The sequence below is a fragment of the Burkholderia cepacia complex sp. TUM26381 genome (assembly GCF_057439935.1).
Window position 1 is genome coordinate 3,420,795 of record NZ_CM172006.1, and the last position, 23,424, is coordinate 3,444,218.

Below are 23,424 nucleotides of genomic sequence, written 5' to 3' on the forward strand. Positions count from 1 at the left end.
GATCACGCCGCAAGAATGTAAAGAATTGTTTATTCGGAGCATTTCGGGCTCGCGATGCTAAAGTTCGGGCCGACCCGGCCGTTATCTGGGTCAAACCGTACAGGAAACCCATCGTGAAGATCGATTCCACTCCGAACCCGAGCCCCCTTGCGCCGACCGGCAACGGCGCGACCCGTGCGCAATCCGGCACGGCCCAGTCGTCCGCACCGGCGGCCGACGCAGGATCGACCGGCGGCGACACGACCGTGAACCTGTCGGGTCTGTCCGGCCAGCTGCGTTCGATATCCGCGTCGGGCAACGCCGATATCGACACGGGCCTGGTCCAGTCGATCAAGGATGCGCTGAACAACGGCACGCTGACGATCGACGCGAACAAGATTGCCGACGGCGTATTGAACACCGCCCGCGAGCTGCTGCAGCAACAGCGCCCGCAGGGTAACTAAGCCGGCCTCGCGGCCGGTTCCACCGGTTTGCCGGCGCGCGCCACCGCGTGCACCGGCGCGACGAGCATGACGCGATGAGAGAAGAGCTGCTGGCCACGGTCAACGACGAACATGCGACGATCGAAGCGTTCGCGTCCCTGCTCGTCTACGAGGAAAAGGCGCTGACGACGGCCGAGCCGCTCGAGATGCTGCCCGGGATCGTCGAAAAGAAGAGCGAACTGATCGATCGGCTCGCGCAGCTCGAACGCACGCGCGACACGCAGCTCTCCGCGCTCGGTTTTCCGGCCGGCAAGAAAGGCATGGACCAGGCTGCCGAGCGCGATGCGCGCCTCGCCGGCCGCTGGCAACTGCTGCAACAGGCCGCCGAACGCGCGCGCCAGGCCAACGCGAACAACGGGATGCTGATCCGGATCCGGATGGACTACAACGAGCGCGCGCTCGCGGTACTGCGCTCGGCGCCCGCACCGGCCGGCGTCTACGGTCCGGACGGGCGCGTCTCGGCGCTGACGCGCTGACCGGCCGGCTCCGCCGCCACCGCACCAACCGCCTCCCGCCGCCGTTCGCGGCATTTCAGGTTTCGACAGACCGGGCCCGAGCCCGGCACTCACGGTCCCTTCCGATACACGGCCGCGCAGCCGCGCCGCCGTCCCGTCACAACAATCAGAAGAGGGCCGCATGTCTTGTTTCCGCATTCCGTTGTCATCCCGTGTCGTTGCCGTTTCCGCCGTCGCGGCGCTCGGCGCCGCACTGACGCTCCCCGCCGCCCATGCCGCCGGCTCCGCGCCGCTGCCCACGCCGACGGGCAACATGTCGTTGTCGCCGGCCGGCCCCGACGTCGCGCCGCCGGCCGCTTCGCGCGCGCCTGGCGCGTCACTGCGCGCAGCGCGACGCGGGTCCGACACCTACACGTACCTGCGCTGCTGGTACCGGATCGACGCGGATCCGCTGAAGCCCGCCGCGACCTACGAATGGGCGCGCGACCCCGCCGGCGGCGACTGGTATCGCGTGCCCGGCTACTGGTGGGCCGACGGCGTCACGCAGTGGAAGAACATGTTCTACAGCACGACGTCGCAGGACACGCTCGCCGACGTGTGCCGCAAGACGCTGGCGGCGAAAGGCATCCAGTCCGGCCTCACGCAGGCGGTCGCGGCCAACAACGCGCTGTCGTTCAACTACACGGTATGGACCATCGATGCCGCGCAGCAGGACGCGCGCGTCAACAAGCTGATCGTGTTCGGCGACAGCCTGTCCGACACCCAGAACATGTTCAACGCGAGCCAGTGGAAGCTGCCGAACGGCACGAGCTGGCATGCGGGGCGCTTCAGCAACGGCCCGGTGTGGGCCGAATATCTCGCGAACGCGCTGCGGCTGCCGTTCTACAACTGGGCGATCGGCGGTGCGGCAACCGACCAGCACCTCGTCGTGCCGGGCCTCGTGCAGCAGATCGACTCGTGGCGCGAATACATGGAGCGCGCACCGGACTACCGGCCGGCCAACACGCTGTTCGCGGTGTTCGCGGGCGGCAACGATCTCGTGAACTACGGGCGCTCGCCCGAGCAGGCGGCGAATGCGGTGCGCGACAGCCTCGAACGGCTCGCCGCGGCCGGCGCGACGCGGATCATGCTCGTCACGCTGCCCGACGTGTCGCGCGCGCCGGTGTTCGCGACCCGCGCCGACACGGCGAGCGTCGCCGCGCAGGTCAAGGACTACAACCGGCGCCTCGCCGACGCGGCCGCCGCGCTGCGCGCCCGCTACGGCGCGACGCTGCGGCTCGAGGTGTTCGACGCGTATGCGCTGTTCGACGACCTGCTGAGCCATCCTGCGACATTCGGCTTCGACGACGCGAAGCGCTCGTGCCTCGACATTCCGAAACCGTCGTCGCTCACCTACATGGCCGCACAGACGCCGCGTGCGGACTGTCGCGATCCGGCGCGCTTCGTGTTCTGGGACACGCTGCACCCGACGACGCGTACGCACGCGTGGCTCGCCGAGCAGATCGCGCCGTTCGTGCGTGCGCGCCTGCTGAACTGATCGACGCGGGCGGCTGCGCTTACAACAGCGGACACGCGGTGACCTGCGTGCCGCGCTCCACGCACAGCCGCTCGTAGTCGCGCAGGTACGCGCGCTCGCCATCGTCGAGCAGGTCGAGATCGATCAGGTCCCAGTCGTAGCCGACCGTCACGATGTTCTCGAACGTCACGGTGTCCGGCTGCGCGTCGTCCGGCCGGACGATCACGATGTTCTCGATCCGCACACCGCCCTTGCCCGCCAGGTAGATGCCCGGTTCGACCGAAATCACCGCATTCGGCACCAGCCCGTACTGCGCGCCCGGCGCGAACCGCACGCCGCCCTCGTGGACGTGAATCCCGACGCCGTGCCCGGTGCCGTGGCCGAAATCGTGGCCGTGGTCGCGGCACACCTGCCGCACGAGCGCATCGACGTCGCCGCCCTTCGCGGTGGCCGGAAAGCGCGTGACGAGCCCCTTGATGCAGGCCTTCAGCGCGACGGTGTAGATCTCGCGCTGCCACGGCTGCGCGACCGTCTCCGGATGCGTCCGGCGCAGCACGACACGCGTGCAGTCCGTCGCGAAACCGGCTTCGTAGTACGCGCCGCTGTCGAGCAGCACGAGTTCGCCTTCGGTCAGCTCGACGCTGGCGCTCGCCGCCGTGTAATGCGCGAAGGCGCTGTTCGCGCCGTTCGCCGCGATCGACGGGAACGTCAGCGCGACGGCCGAGCGCGCGCCATACGCGTCGTTGATCGTACGCGCGAGGTCGTATTCCGTGTGGCGCGCGCCCGGCTCGCCGGCCTTCGCCCAGCGCATCGTTTCGGCGATCGCCGCGGAACTGCGCGCAAACGCGTCGCGAAACCGGTCGAGCACCGCCGGCGTCTTGCTCGCCCGCATCGCCTCGACCGGGTTGAAATCGGCATGCCGCGCGTGCGGCCACACACGCCGCACCGCGTCGACGAGCGCGCAGTTCACCGATTCGAAGCCGTAGCACACGTGCTCGACCGCGAACGGCGCGAGAAAGCGCTCGAGCGCCGCCACATCGCGCCGGATCACGTGCAGCGCCGGATACGAATCAAGCGCGACCTCGCAGCGGTCGCAGCCTTCCGGCAGGAACAGCGCCACCTGCCCGCCGACCGCGAACAGGAAGCCGAGGTGCGACGACGCATTCGGGATGTGATAGCCGCGGCTGTTCAGCAGATACGCGAGATCGTCCGATGCGCACGAGAAGAACGCGGTCTTGCCGTCGGCCGCGCCGGTATGCGCGGCGAGCCGGCGGTTCAGCGTGTCGAGGTTCTGGGCGACGCTCAGGCCGGTCATCGCTTCCGGCACCTCGAAGATCGGCCGTTCGACGATCCAGCCCGGCAGCGCGATCGCGCGGTCGATCTCGCGACCGGCGAGGCTCGTCCAGTCGAGCGATGCGGCCTGCGTCTGCGCGAACAGCCGGTCGCGCTGCCCGGCGCTGATCCGCAGCGCGTCGTAGCCGACTCGCGCGAGCCGGCTCGCATGCGCGACCAGCCAGTCGGCCATCGCCTGCCAGATCGTCACGTTCATCCCGAGCTTCTCGATACGCACGCGCGCCGGATCGCACTGCTGCTCGGCCTGCAGGTGATAGCGGCCATCGACGAACAGCACGAACGGCGGCAGGTCCAGCGCCTGCGCGGTCGCCGCGCTCAGGAAGATCCCGCAGCCCGCCGAGCCGTCGAAGCCGGACACCGCGTAGCGCGGGTTGTTGCTGCGCGGCAGGTACTCGGTCACGTACTCGTCCTGCGACGTGACGACCACCGCGTCGAGCCGCGCAACGTCGAGCAGGCGCGACAGGCCGGCTTGCGTGTCGGCGACGGACGCGTCGTACGGGGGAAGGCCGGAGAAGCTGTATTTCAGTCGATCGATCATCGGATGCCCGTTATTCGTTGTAGTCGGCGGCTGGCGGCGTGTCGTGGCATGGCGCATGCCTGAAACGACACGCCGACGCGGCGCGGATGACGCCCGGCCCGGCGCGCGGCCGGGCTGCGGTGCCGTTCCGGCGGCAGGCCTTTGGGGGATTTTTGTCTCACTTAACTTTGTTTGATGCGCGACAGAATCTAGAGCACGCGGAAATTGAGGTCAAGCTGAAATTTTCGTAGGACTAAAATCGGCGTGATGCCTGCGCATCCGGGCACAACGTGAATTCGCCCGGCGGCACCGCGCGGTACAATGCGCGCGCCTCGTCGTCCCGGCGGCTGCACCGCCCTTCCGCCCGCGTCCCGACTCGTTGCCACGAAAGAGATTCATGGATTCAGACATCATGCGTATCGGCCAGCGCATTCGCCGCCTGCGCCGGGAAGCGAAGAAGACGCTGCTGGAAGTCGCGACCGAAGCGAAACTGTCGGTCGGGTTCCTGTCGCAGGTCGAGCGCCATCTCACGGGCATCTCGCTGTCGTCGCTCGTCAACGTCGCGAAGGCGCTGGGCGTGCCGCTCGGCGCGCTGATCGACCAGCCGCGCCAGGCGCAGCCCGATTCGCATGAAGGCAGCCGCGAGCCGTACGCGCTCGACGCCACGTCGCAGTGGTACGAGCGGCTCTCCACCACGTTCGACGGCAGTCAGATCAACGCGCTGAAGGTGCAGATGATGGAAGGCTACCGCTCGGAATGGGTGGCGCACGGCGGCGACGAATTCGTCTACGTGCTGGCCGGCCGCATCTGCTACACGGTCGGCAAGAAGGATTACCCGCTGACGCCCGGCGACTCGCTGCACTTCGACGCGCGCAAGCGGCATCGCGTGGCCAACGTCGGCGACGGGCCGGCCGAGCTGATCGCGGTCAGCACGCTGCCGCTGTTCGACGACAGTTGCGCAAAATTCTTGTCCGCGACGACGGAAATCCGGCAGTCGAAGCCCGGCGAGCCGCGTGTGAGCCGCCGCGCGCCGCTGCCCAAACAGGGCGATCGCGACGCGGATGCGGCACGGCCGGCCAAAGCCGGCGCGGCGGAAAAGAAGGCGTCGGCAAAGCCGCGCGCCGCCGCCGGCAAACACCCGGCCGCCGCCACCCCGTCACGCAAGAAGAAGTCGTAACGGCTCGCGGGCGCGCACGCCGCGCGCCCGTCCCGCGCCTATTCGCCGATCGCAAGCGCCTGCGCGACAGCCTGGATCCGCGCGCGATGCACGGCCTCCTTGATCTTCTCGGTATCGTTGCCGATGCCGCGCGCGATCGCGCCGGCGTCGACGCTGCGCGCGGCCGCGAGCGCGACGCGCAGCCGCTCGGCCTGCGGATACGGCTGCGCGTCGAGCCCGAGCCGCCCGCGCGCATCCGATTCGCATGCCTGCAGCAGCTCGGCGAAACGCGCCGGCTTGCGCAGCGCGTCGCTGCGCTCGAACAGCCGCACCAGCGCGGCCGCGCCCATCTCCATCACGCGATGCAGGTTGCCGTGCTCGCGCGCGACCACCAGCGCGAGATCGCGGCATTCGTTCGGCACCCGCAGCCGCTCGCACAACGGCTTGAGCAGATCGACGCTGCGCCCCTCGTGACCGACGTGGCGCGGCAGCACGTCGGCGGGCGTCGTCGCCTTGCCGAGATCGTGCGTGAGCGCCGCGAAGCGCACCGCCAGCGAATAGCCCTGCTTCGCCGCATAGTCGACGACCATCATCACGTGCACGCCGGTATCGACTTCCGGGTGGTAATCGGCGCGCTGCGGCACGCCCCACAGCGCGTCGACCTCGGGCAGGATGCGCGCGAGCGCGCCGCATTCGCGCAGCACCGCGAACATCCGCGACGGCTTCGCCTCCATCAGCCCGCGCGCGATTTCCTGCCACACGCGCTCGGGCACGAGCGCGTCGACTTCGCCCGCATCGGCCATCCGCCGCATCAGCGCGAGCGTTTCGTCCGCCACCGTGAAATCCGCGAACCGTGCGGCGAAACGCGCAATGCGCAGGATCCGCACCGGATCCTCGACGAACGCGTCGCTGACGTGCCGGAACACGCGCGCGCGCAGGTCGGCCTGCCCGTCGAACGGATCGATCACGGGCCCGACCAGCGCGCCTTCCGGGCTCACCTCGCGCGCCATCGCGTTGACCGTCAGGTCGCGCCGCGCGAGATCCTCGTCGAGCGTCACGTCCGGCGCGTAATGGAACTGGAACCCGTGATAGCCAGCCGCCGTCTTGCGCTCGGTGCGCGCCAGCGCGTACTCCTCCTGCGTCTGCGGATGCAGGAACACCGGGAAATCCTTGCCGACCGGCCGGAAGCCCTGCGCGGCCATCTGCTCGGGCGTCGCGCCGACCACCACGTAGTCGCGGTCCTGCACAGGCACGCCGAGCAATTCGTCGCGGATCGCGCCGCCTACTGCGTAGATATTCATGGCGTCGGCTCGTATTCGGCGATCACGTTCGTTTCGCGGCGCGCGGCGTCGATCCAGCGCTGCACGGCCGGCAGTGCCGTCACACGTGCCGCATAGCCGGCCGCGTCCGGTGACAGGCCCGGCGCGTACGTGTTGAAGCGCATGACGACAGGCGCGTACATCGCATCGGCGATCCCGAATTCGCCGAACAGGAACGGCCCGCCCGACGCCTCGAGGCACGCGCTCCACAGCGCATCGATGCGCGCGACATCGGCGAGCGCGTCCGGCGTCGCGCCGCGCCCCGGCATCGACGCGCGCACGTTCATGCCCATCTGCGTGCGCAGCGCCGCGAAGCCCGAATGCATCTCGGCCGACACGCAGCGGGCATGCGCGCGCTCGAGCGGATCGGCCGGCCACATCGGGAACTGCGGATAGCGCTCGGCGAGCGTCTCGGCGATCGCGAGCGAATCCCAGATCGCGATGCCGTGGTCGTCGATCAGGCACGGCACCTTGCCGGTCGGCGAGTATTCGCGGATACGCGCGGCCGTATCGTCGCGGCGCAGCTCGACCGCGATCTCGTCGAACGGGATACCGAAATGCGCGAGCAGCAGCCACGGCCGCATCGACCACGACGAGTAATTCTTGTCACCAATGACGAGTTTCATGACGGGGTTCCGGACAACGCGAAAAGGAAAGGGAAAGGGGCCGGACGGCGGCGCTCCGCGCGGGCGCTAGCGGCGCGAGCGGAACCAGTCGAACCGCGAGCGCTTCGTGGCTTCGCCGAGATACGCGGGTGCAATGCTTTCGAGACTCGCGGGCGAGATCCCGAGTTCCGGCGCGAGCGGCCCCGACAGCACGTTCGGCACTGACAACGTCGCGAGATTGTCGCGCGTGAGCACGGGCTCGCCCGGCAGGCATTCGAACACGCTCGCCTGCAGCCGCGCGAGCGCGTCGGGCAGCCGCACGATGCGTGCCTGCCGGCCGACCAGCGTGCCGCAATAGCGCACCAGCTGCTCGAGCGTATAGACGGTCGGGCCGCCGAGTTCGTAGGTCTTGCCGTGCGCGGCCGCGAGATCGAGCGTGTTCACGAACGCGCGTACGACGTCGCCGACGAACACCGGCTGGAAGCGCGCATCGGGCATCGCGAGCGGCAGCACGGGCACCGTGCGCTGCAGGTTCGCGAACGTGTTGAGGAACGCGTCGCCGGGGCCGAACACGACCGACGGGCGGAAGATCGTCAGCGCGAGCGAATCGGTCGCCGCGATCGCATGCAGCGCGGCCTCGCCGTCGCCCTTCGAGCGCTGGTACATGCTCGGGCCGTGCGAATCGGCGCCGAGCGCGCTCATGTGCAGCAGGCGCCGCACACCAACCTCGGTGCAGGCGCTCGCCAGCGCGGCCGGCAGCGCGACATGCGCGCGCTCGAAGCCGGGCCCGTACGGCGTACCGCGGCCGCCGTGCAGCACGCCGACCAGGTTGATCGCCGCCTGCGCGCCGGCGACGAAGCGCGCGAGCGTGCGCGTGTCGAGGGCGTCGAGTTCGACGATCTCGACCGGCAGCATCTGCAGGTGGCGCGCGTGGTCGCGCCGGCGCGTGGCGATCCGGACCTGCTTGCCGGCGTCGATCAGCGCATTGACGAGCCGGCTGCCGATGAAGCCGGTGCCGCCCAGCAGCGCGACGGTCTGGCGATCCATGTTCGGGACCTCAAAAGAACACTGCCGCGTCTCGCGCGGCAGTGTGAAGATTGCGTATCAGGGCGAGATCATGCCTAGGCGTTTCTTCAACGACTGCGGTTTGCCCTCGAAGAGCGCCGCGTAGTAGACGGTGTTCGACAGCACGTTCTTCACGTAGTCGCGCGTCTCGTTGAACGGAATCGTCTCCGCGAAGATCGCGCCTTCGACGGGCTGCGTCAACACCTGGCGCCACTGGCGCGGCCGGCCGGGGCCCGCGTTGTAGCCGGCGGTGGCGAGCACGGGCGAGCTGTCGAAGTTGTTGTAGATGTCCGCCAGATACCAGGTGCCGAGCTGGATGTTGGTATCGATGTCGTGCATCTGCGCGCGCGTGATCGTGCCCATGCCGAGCTTCTTCGCGACCATCTGGGCCGTTGCCGGCATCAGCTGCATCAGGCCGCCCGCGCCCACCGACGAACGCGCGCTGATGATGAAGCGCGATTCCTGGCGGATCAGCCCGTACGCCCATTCGACATCGAGGCCCGTCGATTGCGCATAGCGCTCGACGATATTGCGGTACGGCGACGGATAGCGCAGCGTGAAGTCGTGCTCGGCCTTCGTGCGGTCGGCCGTGTTGACCGTGCGGTCGAGCAGCTCGACGCGCTTGCCGTATTCGGCAGCCGCGAGCAGCTGGCGATCGGTCATGCCGCGCAGCGGCCAGTTCCATTCGCGGTTGCCTTCGAGGCGCAGGTTCAGCCCGTAGAAGCGCTGCGCGAGCGCGAAGCCCGGAATCTTGCCCATCGCGTCGATCTCGGCGTCGCTCACCTTCGTGCGCGGCGGGATCGACGTGCGCTGGCCAAGCTCTTCACCGGCAAGCTGCCCGTAGAAGTTGAACTGGCCGGCGACCTGCTCGAATTCCTGGTTCGCCTGCAGCGTGTCGCCGCTCTGCTTGAGCGCGCGCGCATGCCAGTAGATCCAGGCCGGATCGTTGCGCAGCGACGGCGGCATCTGCTCGATCGACCAGCGCACCATCGGCCAGTTGCCGGCGAGCAGCGCGGCGCGCGTGCGCCATTCGTAGCCCGGGTTCGACAGCGGCGCATTCGCGGATTTCGCGTACCAGACCGATGCGAGCGGCGAGCGCTTGATCGCGCCCTGGTAGCCGATCGCACCCCACGCGATCGCCTGTTCCGGCTTGGTCAGCGATGGCGCGACCGTCGTCAGCATGCCGGCGGCTGCATCCGGATCGTTGCGCGCCATGCGGCCGAGCGCGATCAGCGCGAGCTGGTGCGACGTCGCGTCGGCGCCGACGCCGCGCGCGAGGTACAGCGGCGGCGCGCTCGTCGCCTGGTCGAAGCCGACCGGGCGCGGGCCGAGCGCGTCGACGATCTTGCCGCCGAGCGTCGTGTAGTTCTGCTCGTACGCGAGGCGTGCCTGCTGCCACACGTCGTCGCTCGTGAACTGCTGGTTGACGGTCAACGCGGTGATCAGGTCGACGCATGCGTCGCCGTAGTTCTTCGGCTCGACGAGCAACGCTCGCGCCGCATCGGCGACGTTCTCGCCACGCGCCGCGCGCGATTCGAGCGCATAGCACTTGACCTGCGTGTCGTCGTCGAGCACGAAGCGCTTGTACTGGTCGTCGAAGTTGCGCCAGTCGTGGCGCGCGCCGAGCACGAGCAGGTAGTCGTTGCGCAGGCGGTCGGCGATCGCCTGGCCGTCGTAGCGCTGCAGGAACGACTGCACGGGCGCGTCCGGCGCATCGACGCGCGCACGGCCCGTCGAATCGAACAGCTGCGGCTTGATCTGGAAATACTCGACGTAGGACGGGACCGGATAATTCGGGATCATCGACGCAAGCTGCGCGGCTTTCGCGGCGTCGTTGCGGCGTGCGGCTTCGCGAAGCTGCACGAAGATCTGGTCATCCCCGGCGACCGTGTCGTCGCCCGGCGCGGCGCACGCGGCCGTACCCGCGACGAGCGCGGCGGCCGAAAGCGTCAGCGCGACCGCGCGATATACTCGGAAAAGGCTGTTCGACATCGTTTTGAATGGAGCACGAATTGAGCGAAAGCATAGCACGCAACCCTGTGCCGAACCCGAAGGTTGCGCTGCGCAAAACGCTGTCCGGCGCCCGTCGCGACGCCGCGTCGCAGCCCGCCGCGAACGCCGCGCTCGATGCGCGGCTGCGCGCGCTGCTCGACCGTCTGGCGCCGCGCACGGTCGGGTTCTACTGGCCGCTGCCGGGGGAATTCGATGCGCGCGATGCGGTGCTCGCGTGGTGCGCGGCGGGTGCCGGCCGGCACGCCGCGTTGCCGGTGATCGGCGAGCGTCACACGCCGCTCGCGTTCCATGCCTGGGACGCACACACGCCGATGCGCGAAGGTCATCACCGGATTCCGGAACCGGCGTCGGGAATCGTCGTCGTGCCCGACCTGTTGCTGATTCCCTGCGTGGGATTCGATCTGCAGCGCTACCGGCTCGGCTACGGCGGCGGCTACTACGACCGCACGCTCGCCGTGTGGCCGGGCGATGCGCTGCCCGTGACGGTCGGCATCGCGTATGACGCGTGCCGCGTCGATGCGCTGCCGGCCGAAGCGCACGATCTCGCGCTGCGCTGGATCGTGACCGACGCCGCGCTCTACCCGGCCGCCGGATGACGCGGCGCGGCGCGCCACGGTCGTCGCCGCTCGCCCGTCAGCGCCTGGCCGCGCGCAATGATTTCCGCAATCGTTTACAGCGACGCCGCCGCGCGTGCAGCCGTGTCGTAGAGGCCCGATGCGTGGCGCAGCAACTGCGCCGCGTCGCCGATCTGCTCGTTGGTGAGGCCGCTGTCCTTCAGCGTCTCGATCAGGCAGTGCTCGCGCACCTCGCGGTACTTCAGGCACAGGTCGCGGCCCGCGTCGGTCGCGAAAAAGAACACTTCCTTGCCGTTCTTCTCGCTCTTCACATAGCCGCGGGCGATCAGTTTTTTCAGCGCATAGGTCGCGACGTGCGTATCCTCGATATTGAGCACGAAGCAGATGTCGGCGAGCTTCTTCTTGCGTTCGCGATGGCTGACGTGATGCAGCAGCGATACCTCGACCGCCGTCATGTCCTTCGCGCCGGCCGCCGACATGCAGCGCACCATCCAGCGGTTGAATGCGTTGCCCGCCATGATGAGCCCGTATTCGAGCTCCGACAGCTCCGCGCTCGAATCGGAAACGAGGTGTTCGGATGACACGATCTTGGTCGCAGGACGCTTCATGGAAAGGCGGCGCAAGCCGGGTGACAGGGTGTGCCGAGTGTACGCCAGAAGCCCCGGCATACACGCTAGGCGAAAACGCTTATTGGGAAGTTGTCGATATTTTATTGACAATGTGCGCTAACATTGCCGTCCGAACCGTGCCAGTCCGATGACGCAACCCCGCATTTATCCGCTCGGCGATGCCGCCCTCGTCTGCGAGGTGCCGCCGCCCGCCACGCTCGATTGCCAGCGCCGCGTCTGGGCCGTTGCCGAGGCCGCGCGCGCGTGGCCCGACGTGATCGACGTCGTCCCCGGCATGAACAACCTCACCATCGTGTTCGACGCCCTCGCCACGACCGCCGAATCGCTCACGCCCGCGCTGCGCGACGCGTGGGAGACGGCCGACGTCGAGCACGCGGACGGCCGCGAGGTCGAGATCCCGGTCGAATACGGCGGTGCCGCCGGCCCCGACCTGGCAGCCGTTGCCGCGCATACGGGCCTGCCGGCCGACGAGGTCGTCGCGCGCCATGCGGCCGGCGAATACGTCGTGTTCTTCGTCGGTTTCCAGCCGGGCTTCGCGTATCTGGGCGGCCTCGCCCCATCGCTGCACACGCCGCGCCGCGCGGCGCCGCGCCTCGAGGTGCCGGCCGGCTCGGTCGGCATCGGCGGCGCGCAGACGGGCATCTACCCGGCCACGTCGCCGGGCGGCTGGCAGCTGATCGGCCGCACGTCGCACGTGCTGTTCGATCCGGCGCGGCCGCAGCCGACGCTGCTGCTGCCCGGCGACCGCGTGCGCTTCACCATTGCCGGAGTCGACGCACGATGACCCAGAGCAACGCACCGGGCACCATCGAGGTGGTGCGGGCCGGCCCGCTGTCTACCGTGCAGGATCTCGGGCGCCGCGGCGCGCGCCATCTCGGCGTCGCGCAAGGCGGCGCGCTCGACGGGCTCGCGCTCGAGGTCGGCAACCGGCTCGTCGGCAACCGCCCCGACGCGGCAGCCGTCGAGATCACGATCGGCCCCGCCACGTTCCGCTTCACGCGCGCGACGCGCATCGCGATCACCGGCACCGAATTCGGCGCGACGCTCGACGGCCAGCGCGTGTATTCGTGGTGGAGCCTGCCGGTCGAGGCCGGACAGACGCTCGTGCTGCCGGCCGCGAAACGCGGGATGCGCGGCTACCTGTGCATCGCGGGCGGCATCGACGTGCTGCCGATGCTCGGCTCGCGCAGTACCGATCTCGCATCGCGCTTCGGCGGCCTCGCCGGCCGCACGTTGCGCGACGGCGACCGGCTCCCGGTCGGCGTGCCGCCGTCCGGCGCCGGCTGCCTCGCGGCCGATGCGCCCGAATTCGGCGTGAAGGCGCCCGCGTGGTGCGCATTCGTGCGCGTCGACGAGCCGCCGCGCCGCCACCGCCCCGCGCATGCGCCATGGGCGATACCGGTGCGGGTGCTGCCGGGCCCCGACTACGCATCGTTCGCGGCCGATTCGCAGCAGGCGTTCTGGGACGAGGAATGGCTCGTCACCGCGAACAGCAACCGGATGGGCTATCGCCTCGCCGGCGCCGAGCTCGTGCGCGAGCAGCCGGTCGAGCTGCTGTCGCACGCGGTGCTGCCCGGCACGATCCAGGTGCCGCCCAACGGCCAGCCGATCGTGCTGATGCACGACGCGCAGACCACCGGCGGCTACCCGAAGATCGGCACGGTGATCCGCGCCGATCTGTGGAAACTCGCACAGGCGCGGCTCAACCTGCCGATCCGCTTCGTGCGCACGACACCCGACGCCGCGCGCGCCGCCCTCGCCGCAGAACGTGCCTATCTGCGGCAGATCGACGTTGCGATCGACATGCGAGAAGAAGCGCGCCGCCGCGCCCAATCGCGCGCAGCGTGACAATGGCCGAAGCAGTAACGAAAGACGCGCCACGCAACCAGTGGACGAGGAACATCATGGAAATCGATCTGAATGCCGATCTCGGCGAAGGATGCGGATCTGACGAGGCGCTGCTCGACCTCGTCACGTCGGCGAACATCGCGTGCGGCTGGCATGCAGGCGGCGCGAATGCGATGCGCGACTGCGTGCGCTGGGCCGTACAGAAAGGCGTGTCGATCGGCGCGCACCCGAGCTTTCACGATCCGGAAAATTTCGGCCGCAAGGAAATGCAGCTGCCGGCCGGCGACATCTACGCGGGCGTGCTGTACCAGCTCGGCGCGCTGTCGGCGATCGCGCAGGCCGAAGGCGGGCGCATCGCGCACGTGAAGCCGCACGGCGCGCTGTACAACCAGGCCGCGCGCGACCCGATGATCGCCGATGCGGTGGTGTCCGCGATCCACGACTTCGATCCGTCGCTCGCGGTGTTCGGGCTCGCGAACAGCGTGTTCGTCGCGGCCGCGCGGCACGCGGGGCTCGCCGCGGTGGAGGAAGTGTTCGCCGATCGCGGCTACCGCGCGGACGGCTCGCTCGTGCCGCGCAGCCAGCCCGGCGCATTGATCGACGATGAAGACGCGGTGCTCGCGCGCACGCTCGACATGGTGCGCAACCGGCAGGTGCGCGCGCTGAGCGGCGAATGGGTGCCGCTCAATGCGCAGACCGTCTGCCTGCACGGCGACGGCCCGCATGCCCTGGCGTTCGCGAAGCGGATTCGCGCGGCGCTCGAGGCGGCCGGCGTCGACGTCGTCGCGCCCGGCGCGCTGCAGGCCGACGAAGGCGCGTGACGCGAATTCATCCCGCGCGACACTCGTTGCGCATATCGGCCGCACAAAAGAAAAAAGCGCCCTCGTGGCGCTTTTCCGTTGGCGCAATCGCTGCGGCTTCGCCGTCTGTCGATTCGCCCCCCGAAACCGTCTTTCGACGGTGACCGGAAAAATCTTCCGGATTAAAAAACGTCCGCCGCCGCCCGATCACTGCATTCCCCGGTCAGACGACGGAACGTCGCTTATCTGCAAGTCGGCCTGCATGCATGTGTTATCCGACGATGATTGGCCCCGCCGTGCATGCAGACTCTCCGCGGCCGGCACGTGCTTCACGTGCCGGCGACGCTCACCCCGCGCTTTATTTCTGCTACCCCGTAGAACTTATCTATTCTTTTCATTTTTTCAACTTGTGGGGTGAAGAATAGAGATTGGCAGAACGGGATGTCAATCGTTTTAAACGCTATTTTCCGACAATTCAAGGGTTTTCCTTATCGATTTGCACCGTCGATCAAGTGCCTCACGCAGGGCGCGCGATGTCAATCAAACAGGGGAAGATCAGTGCGAGCCGCCGGGCGCGATCAGTTCGCGTCGACCCGGTACCCTTGCTGGCGCAACAATTCGAGCACGCCGCGCGGGCCGCCCAGATGCAGCGCGCCGATCGCGACGAACAGCGGCCGGTTCGGGGCGGCGATTGCGGTCATTCGTGCAACGAAGCGCCGGTTGCGCTCGTACACGATCTTGTTGTCGATCGACGCCGACAATGCCTTCGAACGCGCGAGCCGCTCGCTCTTCGCAACGGCCCACGCCGAGATCGCATCGGCGTCGCCAATTCGCCACAGACGGTGCAGCGCCTTGATGTCGTCGGCATTCTGCGCGGGGGTCTGCACCATGTCCTGCGCGAGCATCTCGCGCTGCTCGGCCAGCGTCAGCCCGGTGAACGCGCGCATCTGTTCGGCGAGCGTCTCGAGCCCGATCACGCGGCCGCCCTTCTTCTTCAGGAACACGTTCTGCAGTTGCGCTTCGGTGCCGTACTCGGTCTGCAGGCCGGCCGACAACGAATCGTAAGTCTCGACGACGAGCGCCGCGAGCCACGGCCGCATCTTGCGGATCTCGGCGAGCGCGGCCGGGTTGCCGCGCAGGCGCGCCGCGAGCCGCTGCCACAGCGGTTCGGGCAGCAGCCGCTGCAGGCACGGGTAGCGGCACACGCCGTACTTCGATACATCGTCCTGCGATTCGAGCAGGTCGTCCGGCGACAGCTCGAGCGCGAGCGTCGGCGACGCGGCGAGCGCCGCGAGGATGCGCGGCCGGAACGGCTGCGCGCTCGGGTAATCGGACGGATCGCCCGTGTGCAGCGTGCCGAGCACGTACAGCGTGACGTTGCCCTTGGTCGCGACGTAGAACGGCATGCGCGCGGGCTGCACGCGCACGGTGCCGCGCGACACGGTGCCGTCCGTTACGGACGGCGCGTGGAAGCCCGGCAGGCTCATGCCGGGCGGCGGGACTTGCGACGGATGGATCGGTGAAGTGGCCGGCGCGCGCCCTTCGGCGCGCGCGGATTCGACGGGAACCACGAGGCTGGCTGCCACGCACGCGCCGGCCAGCGCCGCGCCCGTGACGGTACGCACGCTCCAGCGCCGCGCGTAGCGGTACGCGCGCATCACGCGCGCCCCGCTGGCCCCCGCACGACGCGCGCCGGACACGCGCGCCGCCAACGCTTCAGGCATTCGCCTCCCCTACCTCCTCGGCGCGATGGCATGCCACCTGCCGGCCATCGACCTCGCGCAGCTGCGGCTCCTCCGCGCGGCACCGCTCGACCGCGTACGGGCAGCGCTGGTGGAACGCGCAGCCCGACGGCGGATTGAGCGGCGACGGCAGTTCGCCCTGCAGCTTGATCTGCACGCGGCGGTCTTCCTCGAAGATCGCCGGCGTCGCCGACATCAGCGCGCGCGTGTACGGATGGCGCGGCCGCGCGTAGATGGTCGCCTTGTCGCCGAGCTCGGCGACGCTGCCGAAGTACATCACCATCACGTCGTCCGCGACGTGCTCGACCACCGACAGGTTGTGCGAGATGAACACGTAGCTCGTCTTGAACTGCTCCTGCAGATCCATGAACAGGTTCAGGATCTGCGCCTGGATCGACACGTCGAGCGCGGACACCGGCTCGTCGGCGACGACGATGCGCGGATCGAGGATCATCGCGCGCGCGATCGCGACCCGCTGGCGCTGGCCGCCCGAGAACATGTGCGGATAGCGCTTCGCGTGCTCGGGCCGCAGGCCGACCGTGCGCATGATCTGCGCGATGCGCTGCGCGCGCTCGGCAGCCGTCAGGTTCGCGTTGATCTCGAGCGGCTCGGCGAGCGTCTGCTCGACGGTCTTGCGCGGGTTCAGCGACGCGAACGGGTTCTGGAACACCATCTGCACGCGGCGGCGCAGGTCGGCGACCGTCTCGCGGCTCGCGCCGGCCACGTTCTTGCCGTCGATCGTCAGGCTGCCCGACGTGGGCGTCTCGATCATCGTGAGCTGGCGCGCGAGCGTCGATTTCCCGCAGCCCGACTCGCCGACGACGGCGAGCGTCTTGCCGCGCTTCAGCGAGAACGACACGCCGTTCAGCGCCTTCACGGTGCCCTGGCCGAACATCCCGCGCTTCACCGAATAGTGCTTCGCGAGGCCGTCGGCCACCAGGACGGCTTCATCGTCGTGCGACGCGCGAGGCGTTTGATTGACTGCATTCATCGTGCGCCTCCCGTCAGGTCGAGGTTGGAAACATTGAGCGGCTTGATGCAGCGTGCGCGCATCGCATCGTTGCCGGACACCAGCGTGTCGAGCGCCGGCCGCGCCTTGCTGCAATCGTCGACGACGTACTTGCAGCGCGGCGCGAACAGGCACCCGGACGGGCGATCATCGCGGCCCGGCACCATGCCGGGCAATGCGGCAAGGCGACGCGCCCCCTTATTGTGCTCGGGAATCGCCGCGAGCAGCGCTTCGGTGTACGGATGATGCGGCGCACGGAAGATATCGGGCACGCTGTTGGTCTCGATGATCTCGCCCGCGTACATCACCGCGACGCGCTGCGCGACCTCCGACACCACGGCCAGGTCGTGCGAGATCAGCACGAGCGCCATCCCGCGTTCCTTCTGCAGCTTCACGAGCAGATCCATGATCTGCGCCTGGATCGTCACGTCGAGCGCGGTGGTCGGCTCGTCGGCGATCAGCAGCTTCGGGTTGCATGCGACGGCCATCGCGATCATCACGCGCTGGTTCATCCCGCCCGACATCTGGTGCGGGAACGACGTGATGCGGTTCTTCGCATCGGGAATGCCGACCTGGTCGAGCAGTTCGAGCGCGCGCCGGTTCAGCGCGTCGCCGCGCAGGCCTTCGTGCAGCTTCAACACCTCCTTGATCTGGTAGCCGACCGTGTAGCTCGGGTTCAGGCTCGTCAGCGCGTCCTGGAACACCATCGCGATGTCCTTGCCGACGATCTTGCGGCGCGCCTTCGGCGACGCCTTCAGCAGGTCGACGCCGTTGAACGTGACCTCGTCGGCCGTCACCTTGCCCGGCGCATCGATCAGGCCCATCAGCGCCATCATCGTCACGCTCTTGCCCGAGCCCGATTCGCCGACGACACCGACCACCTCGCCCGGCGCGATCGACATGTTGATCCGGTCGACAGCGGGCAGGCCGTTGAAGTTCACCGCGAGATTGCGGATGGTCAGAAGATTGCTCATGGTCATGCCATCCGTTTCAGTTTGGGATCGAGCGCGTCACGCAGCCCGTCGCCGAGCAGGTTGATCGCGAGCACCGAAATCAGGATCGACAGGCCCGGCATCGTCACGATCCACCACGCGTTGTCGATGTAGTCGCGCGCGGAAGCCAGCATCGCGCCCCACTCGGCGGTCGGCGGTTGCACGCCGAGGCCGAGGAAGCCGAGCGCGGCCGCGTCGAGGATCGCCGACGAGAAGCCGAGCGTTGCCTGCACGATCAGCGGCGCCGTGCAGTTGGGCAGCACCTGCGAGAACATCAGGCGCAGCGTGCCGGCACCGGCCACGCGCGACGCCGTCACGTATTCCTTCTGCAGCTCGCCGAGCGCCGACGCGCGCGTCAAGCGCACATAGGCCGGCAGCGCGACGATCGCGATCGCGAACATCGTGTTGGTGAGGCCCGGGCCGATGATCGCGACGACCGCGACCGCGAGCAGCAGCGACGGCAGCGCGAGCAGCACGTCCATGATGCGCATCACGGGCGTGTCGGCCCACTTCTGGAAGAACGCGGCGACGAGCCCGAGCACGATGCCGGGGATCAGCGCGAGCACGACCGACACGAAGCCGATCCAGAACGACATCCGCGCGCCGAACATCAGCCGCGAAAGAATGTCGCGGCCCGCTTCGTCGGTGCCGAGGATGAACTTCCAGTTGCCGCCGTCGAGCCAGGCGGGCGGGATCTTCACGAAGTCGCGGTATTGCTCGACCGGGCTGTGCGGCGCGAGCAGCGGCGCGAGCAGCGCGACGAAGATCAGCGCGAGCACGACGATGCCGGCGCCGACGGCGCCGCGGTTGCGCGAGAAGTTGGCCCAGAACTCGCGCAGCGCGAGCGCACGGCCGCCGGCCGGCGCGGATTCGGTCGGCAGGGTGTTTTGCAGATTGCTCATGGGATTACCTCGTGTGGCGGATGCGCGGATTCAGCACGCCGTACAGCAGGTCGACGACCAGGTTCACGACGATCACGAGCGTCGCGATCAACAGGATGCCGCCCTGGACGACCGGATAGTCGCGGCGGCCGATCGCATCGATCAGCCACTTGCCGACACCGGGCCACGAAAAGAGCGTCTCGGTCAGCACGGCGCCCGCGAGCAGCGTGCCGATCTGCAGGCCGATCACGGTGACGACCGGGATCAGCGCGTTGCGCAGCGCATGCACGACGACCACGCGCACGGGCGACAGCCCCTTCGCGCGTGCGGTGCGGATGTAGTCCTCGCGCAGCACTTCGAGCATCGACGAGCGCGTCATCCGCGCGATCACCGCGAGCGGGATCGTGCCGAGCACGATCGCGGGCAGGATCAGGTGGCTGACCGCCGACTTGAACGAGCCTTCGTCCGGCGCGAGCAGCGCGTCGATCAGCATGAAGCCCGTCGGGTGCGGGAAGTCGTATTCGACGGCGATGCGCCCCGACACGGGCGTCCAGCCGAGGTACGACGAAAACACCATGATGAGGATCAGCCCCCACCAGAAGATCGGCATCGAGTAGCCGGTGAGCGCGGTGCCCATCACGCCGTGGTCGACGACCGAGCCGCGCCGCAGCGCGGCGATCACGCCGGCCGGCAGCCCGACCGCGAGCGCGAACACGAGCGCGCACAGCGACAGCTCGACGGTCGCCGGGAAGCGCGCGAAGAATTCGCCCGCGACGCTCGTGTTGGTGATGATCGACGTGCCGAGATCGCCGTGCAGCGCACGGCCGATGTAGTGGAGGTACTGCATGGGCAGCGGCTGGTCGAGCCCGAGGCGTTTCATCGCCTCTGCATGCATCGCGGGATCGACGCCGCGCTCGCCCATCATCACTTCGATGGGGTCGCCCGGTATCAGGTGAATCAGCGCAAACGCCAGGATGGTGATGCCGATGAAGGTCGGGATCACCATGCCCACGCGGCGCAACACGAATCTGAACATGATGCGTCTCGTATTTTCTTGTGGGAAATGTGCGACCGGCGACGGGAAGCTTTTGGCCTCCCGCCGCCGGATGAGTTAGCCGGTCTTCGCGACAGCTTACGACAGGCGTGTTACTTCACGCTAACACCGTCGAAGCGGGCATAGCCGAGCGGTTCGATACGCATGTCGACCACGTTCTTGCGCGTCGGCTGGTAGACCGTCGAGTTCGCGACCGGCGAGAACGGCAGCTGTTGCGCGAAGATCTGCTGGGCCTGCATGTAGAGCTTCGTCCGCGCGTCCTGGCCCGTCGTCGTGCGGCCCTTCTGGACCAGCTCGTCGAACGGCTTGTAGCACCAGTGCGAGAAGTTGTTGCCCTTGATCGCTTCGCAGCCGAGCAGCGTGCCGAGCCAGTTGTCCGGATCGCCGTTGTCGCCGGTCCAGCCGATCAGCATCGTGTCCTGCTCGCCCGAGTGCGCGCGCTTGATGTACTCGCCCCACTCGTACGTGACGATCTTCGCCTTCACGCCGATCTTCGCCCAGTCGGCCTGGATCATCTCGGCCATCAGGCGGGCGTTCGGGTTGTACGCGCGCTGCACGGGCATCGCCCACAGCGTGATCTCGAAGCCGTTCGCATAGCCGGCCTTCGCGAGCAGCGCCTTCGCCTTCGCGGTGTCGTAGGCGGCCATCTTCAGGTTCTTGTCGTACGACCATTGGGTCGGCGGCATCGGCGCGGTCGCAGCCTGGCCGGCGCCCTGGTAGACGGACTCGAGGATCGCCTTCTTGTTGATCGCCATGTCGAGCGCCTGACGCACTTCGAGCTTGTCGACCGGCTTGTGCTCGACGTTGTACGCGAGGTAGCCGAGGTTGAAGCCGGCCTGCGACGGCATGTCGACGCCCGAGTCGGCCTTCAGCGTCGCGATGTCGGCCGGACGCGGATAGCTCATCACCTGGCATTCGTTGCGCTTGATCTTCTGCACGCGCACGCCCGGATCCGGCGTGATCGAGAAGATCAGCTTCGACAGCTTCACTTCGCCCTTCTTCCAGTAATCAGGATTGCCGTCGAAACGGATCGTCGCGTCCTTCGTGTAGCTGCGGAAGATGAACGGGCCCGTGCCGACCGGCTTCTGGTTGATGTCGGCGGCCTTGCCGGCCTTCATCAGCTGGTCGCCGTATTCGGCCGACAGGATCGACGCGAATTCCATCGCCATGTTCTGGATGAACGGCGCGTTCGGCTCGGCCAGCGTGAACTTCACGGTGTACGGATCGACCTTCTCGACCTTCGTGATCAGCTTGTCGAGGCCCATGTCGGTGAAGTACGGGAACGACACCGGGTATGCCTTGCGGAACGCCTGGTTCGGGTCGAGCATGCGCTGGAACGTGAACAGCACGTCGTCCGCGTTGAATTCACGCGTCGGCTTGAAGAAGTCGGTCGTGTGGAACTTCACGCCGTGGCGCAGGTGGAACGTGTACACCTTGCCGTCGGGCGACACGTCCCACTTCTCGGCGAGGCCCGGCTCGACCTTCGTGCCGCCGCGCTCGAATTCGACGAGACGGTTGTAGACGGTGAATGTGGCGGCGGTGAAATCGACGCCAGTCGTAAATTGCGCGGAATCAAAACCCGCCGGGCTGCCTTCTGAGCAGTAGACGAGCGTTTTGTTCGGGATCTGTGCGAATGCAGAGCCCGCGACGCCGAGCGATGCCGCTGCCACGCCTGCAATGGCGGTAACACGCAGGGTGTGCAACAGACGGTTGTATTCCATGTTTCCTCCAGGTCTCCAGATCGGAACCGATCCCCGCCAGGGGCCGGCGTACGCGGATATTACTTGAGCTAACGATGTGGCAACAAGCTGGAGAAAAAACTCTTCTAGATGTCCCGCGCGGGTTTTTGCCGATGTTTAGTGTGGGTAAAAAATGCGACAACGCGCGCGAGCGACAATTCCGTTCATCTCGCGCAAGTTTCGTTCGACGACTAAACAATTCGGGCGCGAACGCAACGGTTCGACGCACCGTTTTCCCGTGCTCTGCAGCACATCATTGCGTTTTGCGAAACGATCCGACGATCGTCTTCAAATCGTCATGTCGTCACGCCGGCGCATCGAGGTCGGCACTGCGCGCGGGCACGAACGCGACCGCGACGATCGACAGCGCGATCCCCGCCATCACGTAGTAGGTCGGCGCGAGCGGCGTGCCCGTGACCTTGATCAGCCACGTGACGATGAACTGCCCGAAGCCGCCGAACAGCATCACCGCGACGTTGTACGCGATCGACAGCCCGGTCGAGCGCACGTTGGCCGGGAACAGCTCGGCGATCATTGCGCCGAACGGCCCGTAGTAGCCCGCGAGCGTCACCGACAGCACGGCCTGCACCGCGATCAGCCGTCCGATGCTCGGCGCCGCGTCGAGCCACGCGAACAGCGGATACATCAGCGCGAGCGTCAGCACCAGCGACCACAGCGACAGCCCCTTGCGGCCGATGCGGTCCGACCATGCGCCCGCGACCGGCGACAGCACCATCAGCAGCAGGTTGCCGACGATCACCGCGTAGAACGATTCCGCGTACGGCAGCTTCAGCTGTTTCACCGCGAAGGTCGGCAGATAGCTGATCAGCACGTAGATCGTCACCGTCAGCGCGATCACCGAGCCAAGCCCGCACAGCACCTCGCGCGGGTGGCGCGTGAACACTTCGCCGAGCGTCGCACGGCGCGCGCTTTGCTGCGCATGCAGGAACGCCTCGGAATCGGCGAGATGGCGGCGGATGTAGAAGCCGATCGGGCCGATCACGAGCCCGAGGATGAACGGCACGCGCCAGCCCCAGCTGCGCAGCGCGTCGTGCGACAGCCCGCGCGTGACGGCCGCGCCGACGAGCGCGCCGATCAGCAGCGCGGCCGCCTGGCTCGCCATCTGCCAGCTGCCGTAGAAGCCGCGTTTCGAGAACGGCGCGGCTTCGATCAGCAGCGCCGTCGCACTGCCGAATTCGCCGCCCGCGGAGAAGCCCTGCAGCAGCCGGCCGAGCACGATCAGGATCGGGCCGCCGATGCCGATCGCCGCATAGGGCGGCGCGATCGCGAGCAGGAAGATGCCGGCCGTCATCAGCAGGATCACGAGCGACAGCGCGGCCTTGCGGCCCGCGCGGTCCGCATACAGCCCGAACACGATGCCGCCGATCGGGCGCATGAAGAACGCGACGCCGAACGTCGCGGTGGTCAGGAGCAGCGACGAGTATTCGCTGGTGGTCGGGAAGAACAGCTCGGCGATCACGACCGTCATGAAGCCGAACACCGTGAAGTCGTACCACTCGAGCGCGTTGCCGATCACGGCGGCCGCCACCGCGCGCCGGTTCAGCGCACGCTCGGGCCGGACCGTTTTCGTTGAATTCGCAATCGTCGCCATGCGTGCCTCGTCCTCGTGAATTCACCGTGTCGGGCGGCGCGGCGCGCGGGTGGGCCGCGGCG

The 23,424-nt window shown here is 68.0% G+C and carries 21 protein-coding genes; 8 read left to right on the top strand and 13 right to left on the bottom strand.

Annotation, left to right across the window (positions count from 1 at the left end; genetic code table 11):
* Window positions 1-113 precede the first annotated feature (113 nt).
* The 3 genes from flgM to ACWMMN_RS16075 all read left to right on the top strand — a co-directional run bounded on the left by flgM (window position 114) and on the right by ACWMMN_RS16075 (window position 2,474).
* Window positions 114-443 (top strand): flagellar biosynthesis anti-sigma factor FlgM, encoded by a 330-nt coding sequence (gene flgM, locus ACWMMN_RS16065; RefSeq protein WP_059232978.1) that lies wholly within the window; start codon window positions 114-116, stop codon window positions 441-443.
* A gap of 74 nt (window positions 444-517) precedes the next feature.
* On the top strand, window positions 518-958 hold the full coding sequence (locus ACWMMN_RS16070) for a flagella synthesis protein FlgN (protein WP_059236580.1): 441 nt from the start codon (window positions 518-520) through the stop codon (window positions 956-958).
* A gap of 160 nt (window positions 959-1,118) precedes the next feature.
* A complete protein-coding gene (locus ACWMMN_RS16075; RefSeq protein WP_486422843.1) occupies window positions 1,119-2,474 on the top strand; it encodes an SGNH/GDSL hydrolase family protein in 1,356 nt (451 codons plus the stop codon).
* A gap of 19 nt (window positions 2,475-2,493) precedes the next feature.
* Here ACWMMN_RS16075 and ACWMMN_RS16080 read toward each other — a convergent pair whose 3' ends face one another.
* On the bottom strand, window positions 2,494-4,344 hold the full coding sequence (locus ACWMMN_RS16080; RefSeq protein ID WP_486422844.1) for a M24 family metallopeptidase: 1,851 nt from the start codon (window positions 4,342-4,344) through the stop codon (window positions 2,494-2,496).
* Between the two features lie 376 nt (window positions 4,345-4,720).
* On the opposite strand from ACWMMN_RS16080, the gene ACWMMN_RS16085 reads away from it, so the two are divergent.
* A complete protein-coding gene (locus ACWMMN_RS16085) occupies window positions 4,721-5,500 on the top strand; it encodes a helix-turn-helix domain-containing protein (protein WP_486422845.1) in 780 nt (259 codons plus the stop codon).
* Between the two features lie 38 nt (window positions 5,501-5,538).
* Here the strand turns inward: ACWMMN_RS16085 and ACWMMN_RS16090 are convergent, their stop codons facing one another.
* From ACWMMN_RS16090 to ACWMMN_RS16105, 4 genes are all read right to left on the bottom strand, one after another.
* On the bottom strand, window positions 5,539-6,780 hold the full coding sequence (locus ACWMMN_RS16090) for a multifunctional CCA addition/repair protein (RefSeq protein ID WP_059232974.1): 1,242 nt from the start codon (window positions 6,778-6,780) through the stop codon (window positions 5,539-5,541).
* Window positions 6,777-7,424, bottom strand: a complete 648-nt coding sequence (locus ACWMMN_RS16095; protein WP_059232973.1) for a glutathione S-transferase family protein — start codon at window positions 7,422-7,424, stop codon at window positions 6,777-6,779. The genes ACWMMN_RS16090 and ACWMMN_RS16095 overlap by 4 nt, the downstream gene beginning before the upstream one ends.
* A gap of 66 nt (window positions 7,425-7,490) precedes the next feature.
* Entirely contained in the window at window positions 7,491-8,450 is a 960-nt protein-coding gene (locus tag ACWMMN_RS16100) for a complex I NDUFA9 subunit family protein (RefSeq protein WP_174994168.1), read from the bottom strand.
* 57 nt (window positions 8,451-8,507) lie between these two features.
* Window positions 8,508-10,460 (bottom strand): lytic transglycosylase domain-containing protein, encoded by a 1,953-nt coding sequence (locus tag ACWMMN_RS16105; RefSeq protein WP_256085341.1) that lies wholly within the window; start codon window positions 10,458-10,460, stop codon window positions 8,508-8,510.
* An 8-nt stretch (window positions 10,461-10,468) separates the two neighbouring features.
* On the opposite strand from ACWMMN_RS16105, the gene ACWMMN_RS16110 reads away from it, so the two are divergent.
* The gene (locus tag ACWMMN_RS16110) at window positions 10,469-11,077 is read left to right on the top strand and encodes a 5-formyltetrahydrofolate cyclo-ligase (protein WP_059232970.1); all 609 of its coding nucleotides are present in this window, start codon (window positions 10,469-10,471) and stop codon (window positions 11,075-11,077) included.
* 74 nt (window positions 11,078-11,151) lie between these two features.
* On the opposite strand, the gene ACWMMN_RS16115 is transcribed toward ACWMMN_RS16110, so the two are convergent.
* Window positions 11,152-11,664 carry a winged helix DNA-binding protein gene (locus ACWMMN_RS16115; RefSeq protein WP_006483173.1) on the bottom strand — a complete coding sequence of 171 codons (513 nt, stop codon included), beginning with the start codon at window positions 11,662-11,664 and terminating at the stop codon, window positions 11,152-11,154.
* Between the two features lie 148 nt (window positions 11,665-11,812).
* Here ACWMMN_RS16115 and pxpB point away from each other — a divergent pair, with 148 nt between their 5' ends.
* The 3 genes from pxpB to pxpA are packed head-to-tail and all read left to right on the top strand — an operon-like array spanning window position 11,813 to window position 14,354.
* Window positions 11,813-12,469, top strand: coding sequence for a 5-oxoprolinase subunit PxpB (gene pxpB, locus ACWMMN_RS16120; RefSeq protein WP_256085342.1), 657 nt, complete (start codon window positions 11,813-11,815; stop codon window positions 12,467-12,469).
* Window positions 12,466-13,533: a 5-oxoprolinase subunit C family protein gene (locus tag ACWMMN_RS16125; protein ID WP_486422846.1), complete on the top strand. Its 1,068-nt coding sequence runs from the start codon at window positions 12,466-12,468 to the stop codon at window positions 13,531-13,533. Before pxpB ends, ACWMMN_RS16125 begins: the two co-directional genes overlap by 4 nt.
* 56 nt (window positions 13,534-13,589) lie before the next feature.
* Complete coding sequence (gene pxpA / locus ACWMMN_RS16130) at window positions 13,590-14,354, top strand: 5-oxoprolinase subunit PxpA (RefSeq protein WP_034190296.1); 765 nt, start codon at window positions 13,590-13,592, stop codon at window positions 14,352-14,354.
* A 557-nt stretch (window positions 14,355-14,911) separates the two neighbouring features.
* Here pxpA and ACWMMN_RS16135 read toward each other — a convergent pair.
* From ACWMMN_RS16135 to ACWMMN_RS16165, 7 genes are all read right to left on the bottom strand, one after another.
* Window positions 14,912-16,057, bottom strand: a complete 1,146-nt coding sequence (locus ACWMMN_RS16135) for a TraB/GumN family protein (protein ID WP_174994166.1) — start codon at window positions 16,055-16,057, stop codon at window positions 14,912-14,914.
* A complete protein-coding gene (locus tag ACWMMN_RS16140; RefSeq protein WP_059232966.1) occupies window positions 16,050-17,066 on the bottom strand; it encodes a peptide ABC transporter ATP-binding protein in 1,017 nt (338 codons plus the stop codon). Before ACWMMN_RS16140 ends, ACWMMN_RS16135 begins: the two co-directional genes overlap by 8 nt.
* Window positions 17,063-18,058, bottom strand: a complete 996-nt coding sequence (locus ACWMMN_RS16145; RefSeq protein WP_174994165.1) for an ABC transporter ATP-binding protein — start codon at window positions 18,056-18,058, stop codon at window positions 17,063-17,065. The genes ACWMMN_RS16140 and ACWMMN_RS16145 overlap by 4 nt, the downstream gene beginning before the upstream one ends.
* Window positions 18,059-18,060: 2 nt before the next feature.
* Entirely contained in the window at window positions 18,061-18,978 is a 918-nt protein-coding gene (locus ACWMMN_RS16150; RefSeq protein WP_059232964.1) for an ABC transporter permease subunit, read from the bottom strand.
* Between the two features lie 4 nt (window positions 18,979-18,982).
* Window positions 18,983-19,993: an ABC transporter permease subunit gene (locus ACWMMN_RS16155; RefSeq protein ID WP_059232963.1), complete on the bottom strand. Its 1,011-nt coding sequence runs from the start codon at window positions 19,991-19,993 to the stop codon at window positions 18,983-18,985.
* A 110-nt stretch (window positions 19,994-20,103) separates the two neighbouring features.
* Window positions 20,104-21,732 (bottom strand): ABC transporter substrate-binding protein, encoded by a 1,629-nt coding sequence (locus ACWMMN_RS16160; protein ID WP_059232962.1) that lies wholly within the window; start codon window positions 21,730-21,732, stop codon window positions 20,104-20,106.
* Window positions 21,733-22,054: 322 nt separating this feature from the next.
* Window positions 22,055-23,362 (bottom strand): MFS transporter, encoded by a 1,308-nt coding sequence (locus ACWMMN_RS16165; RefSeq protein WP_486422847.1) that lies wholly within the window; start codon window positions 23,360-23,362, stop codon window positions 22,055-22,057.
* Window positions 23,363-23,424: the final 62 nt, after the last annotated feature.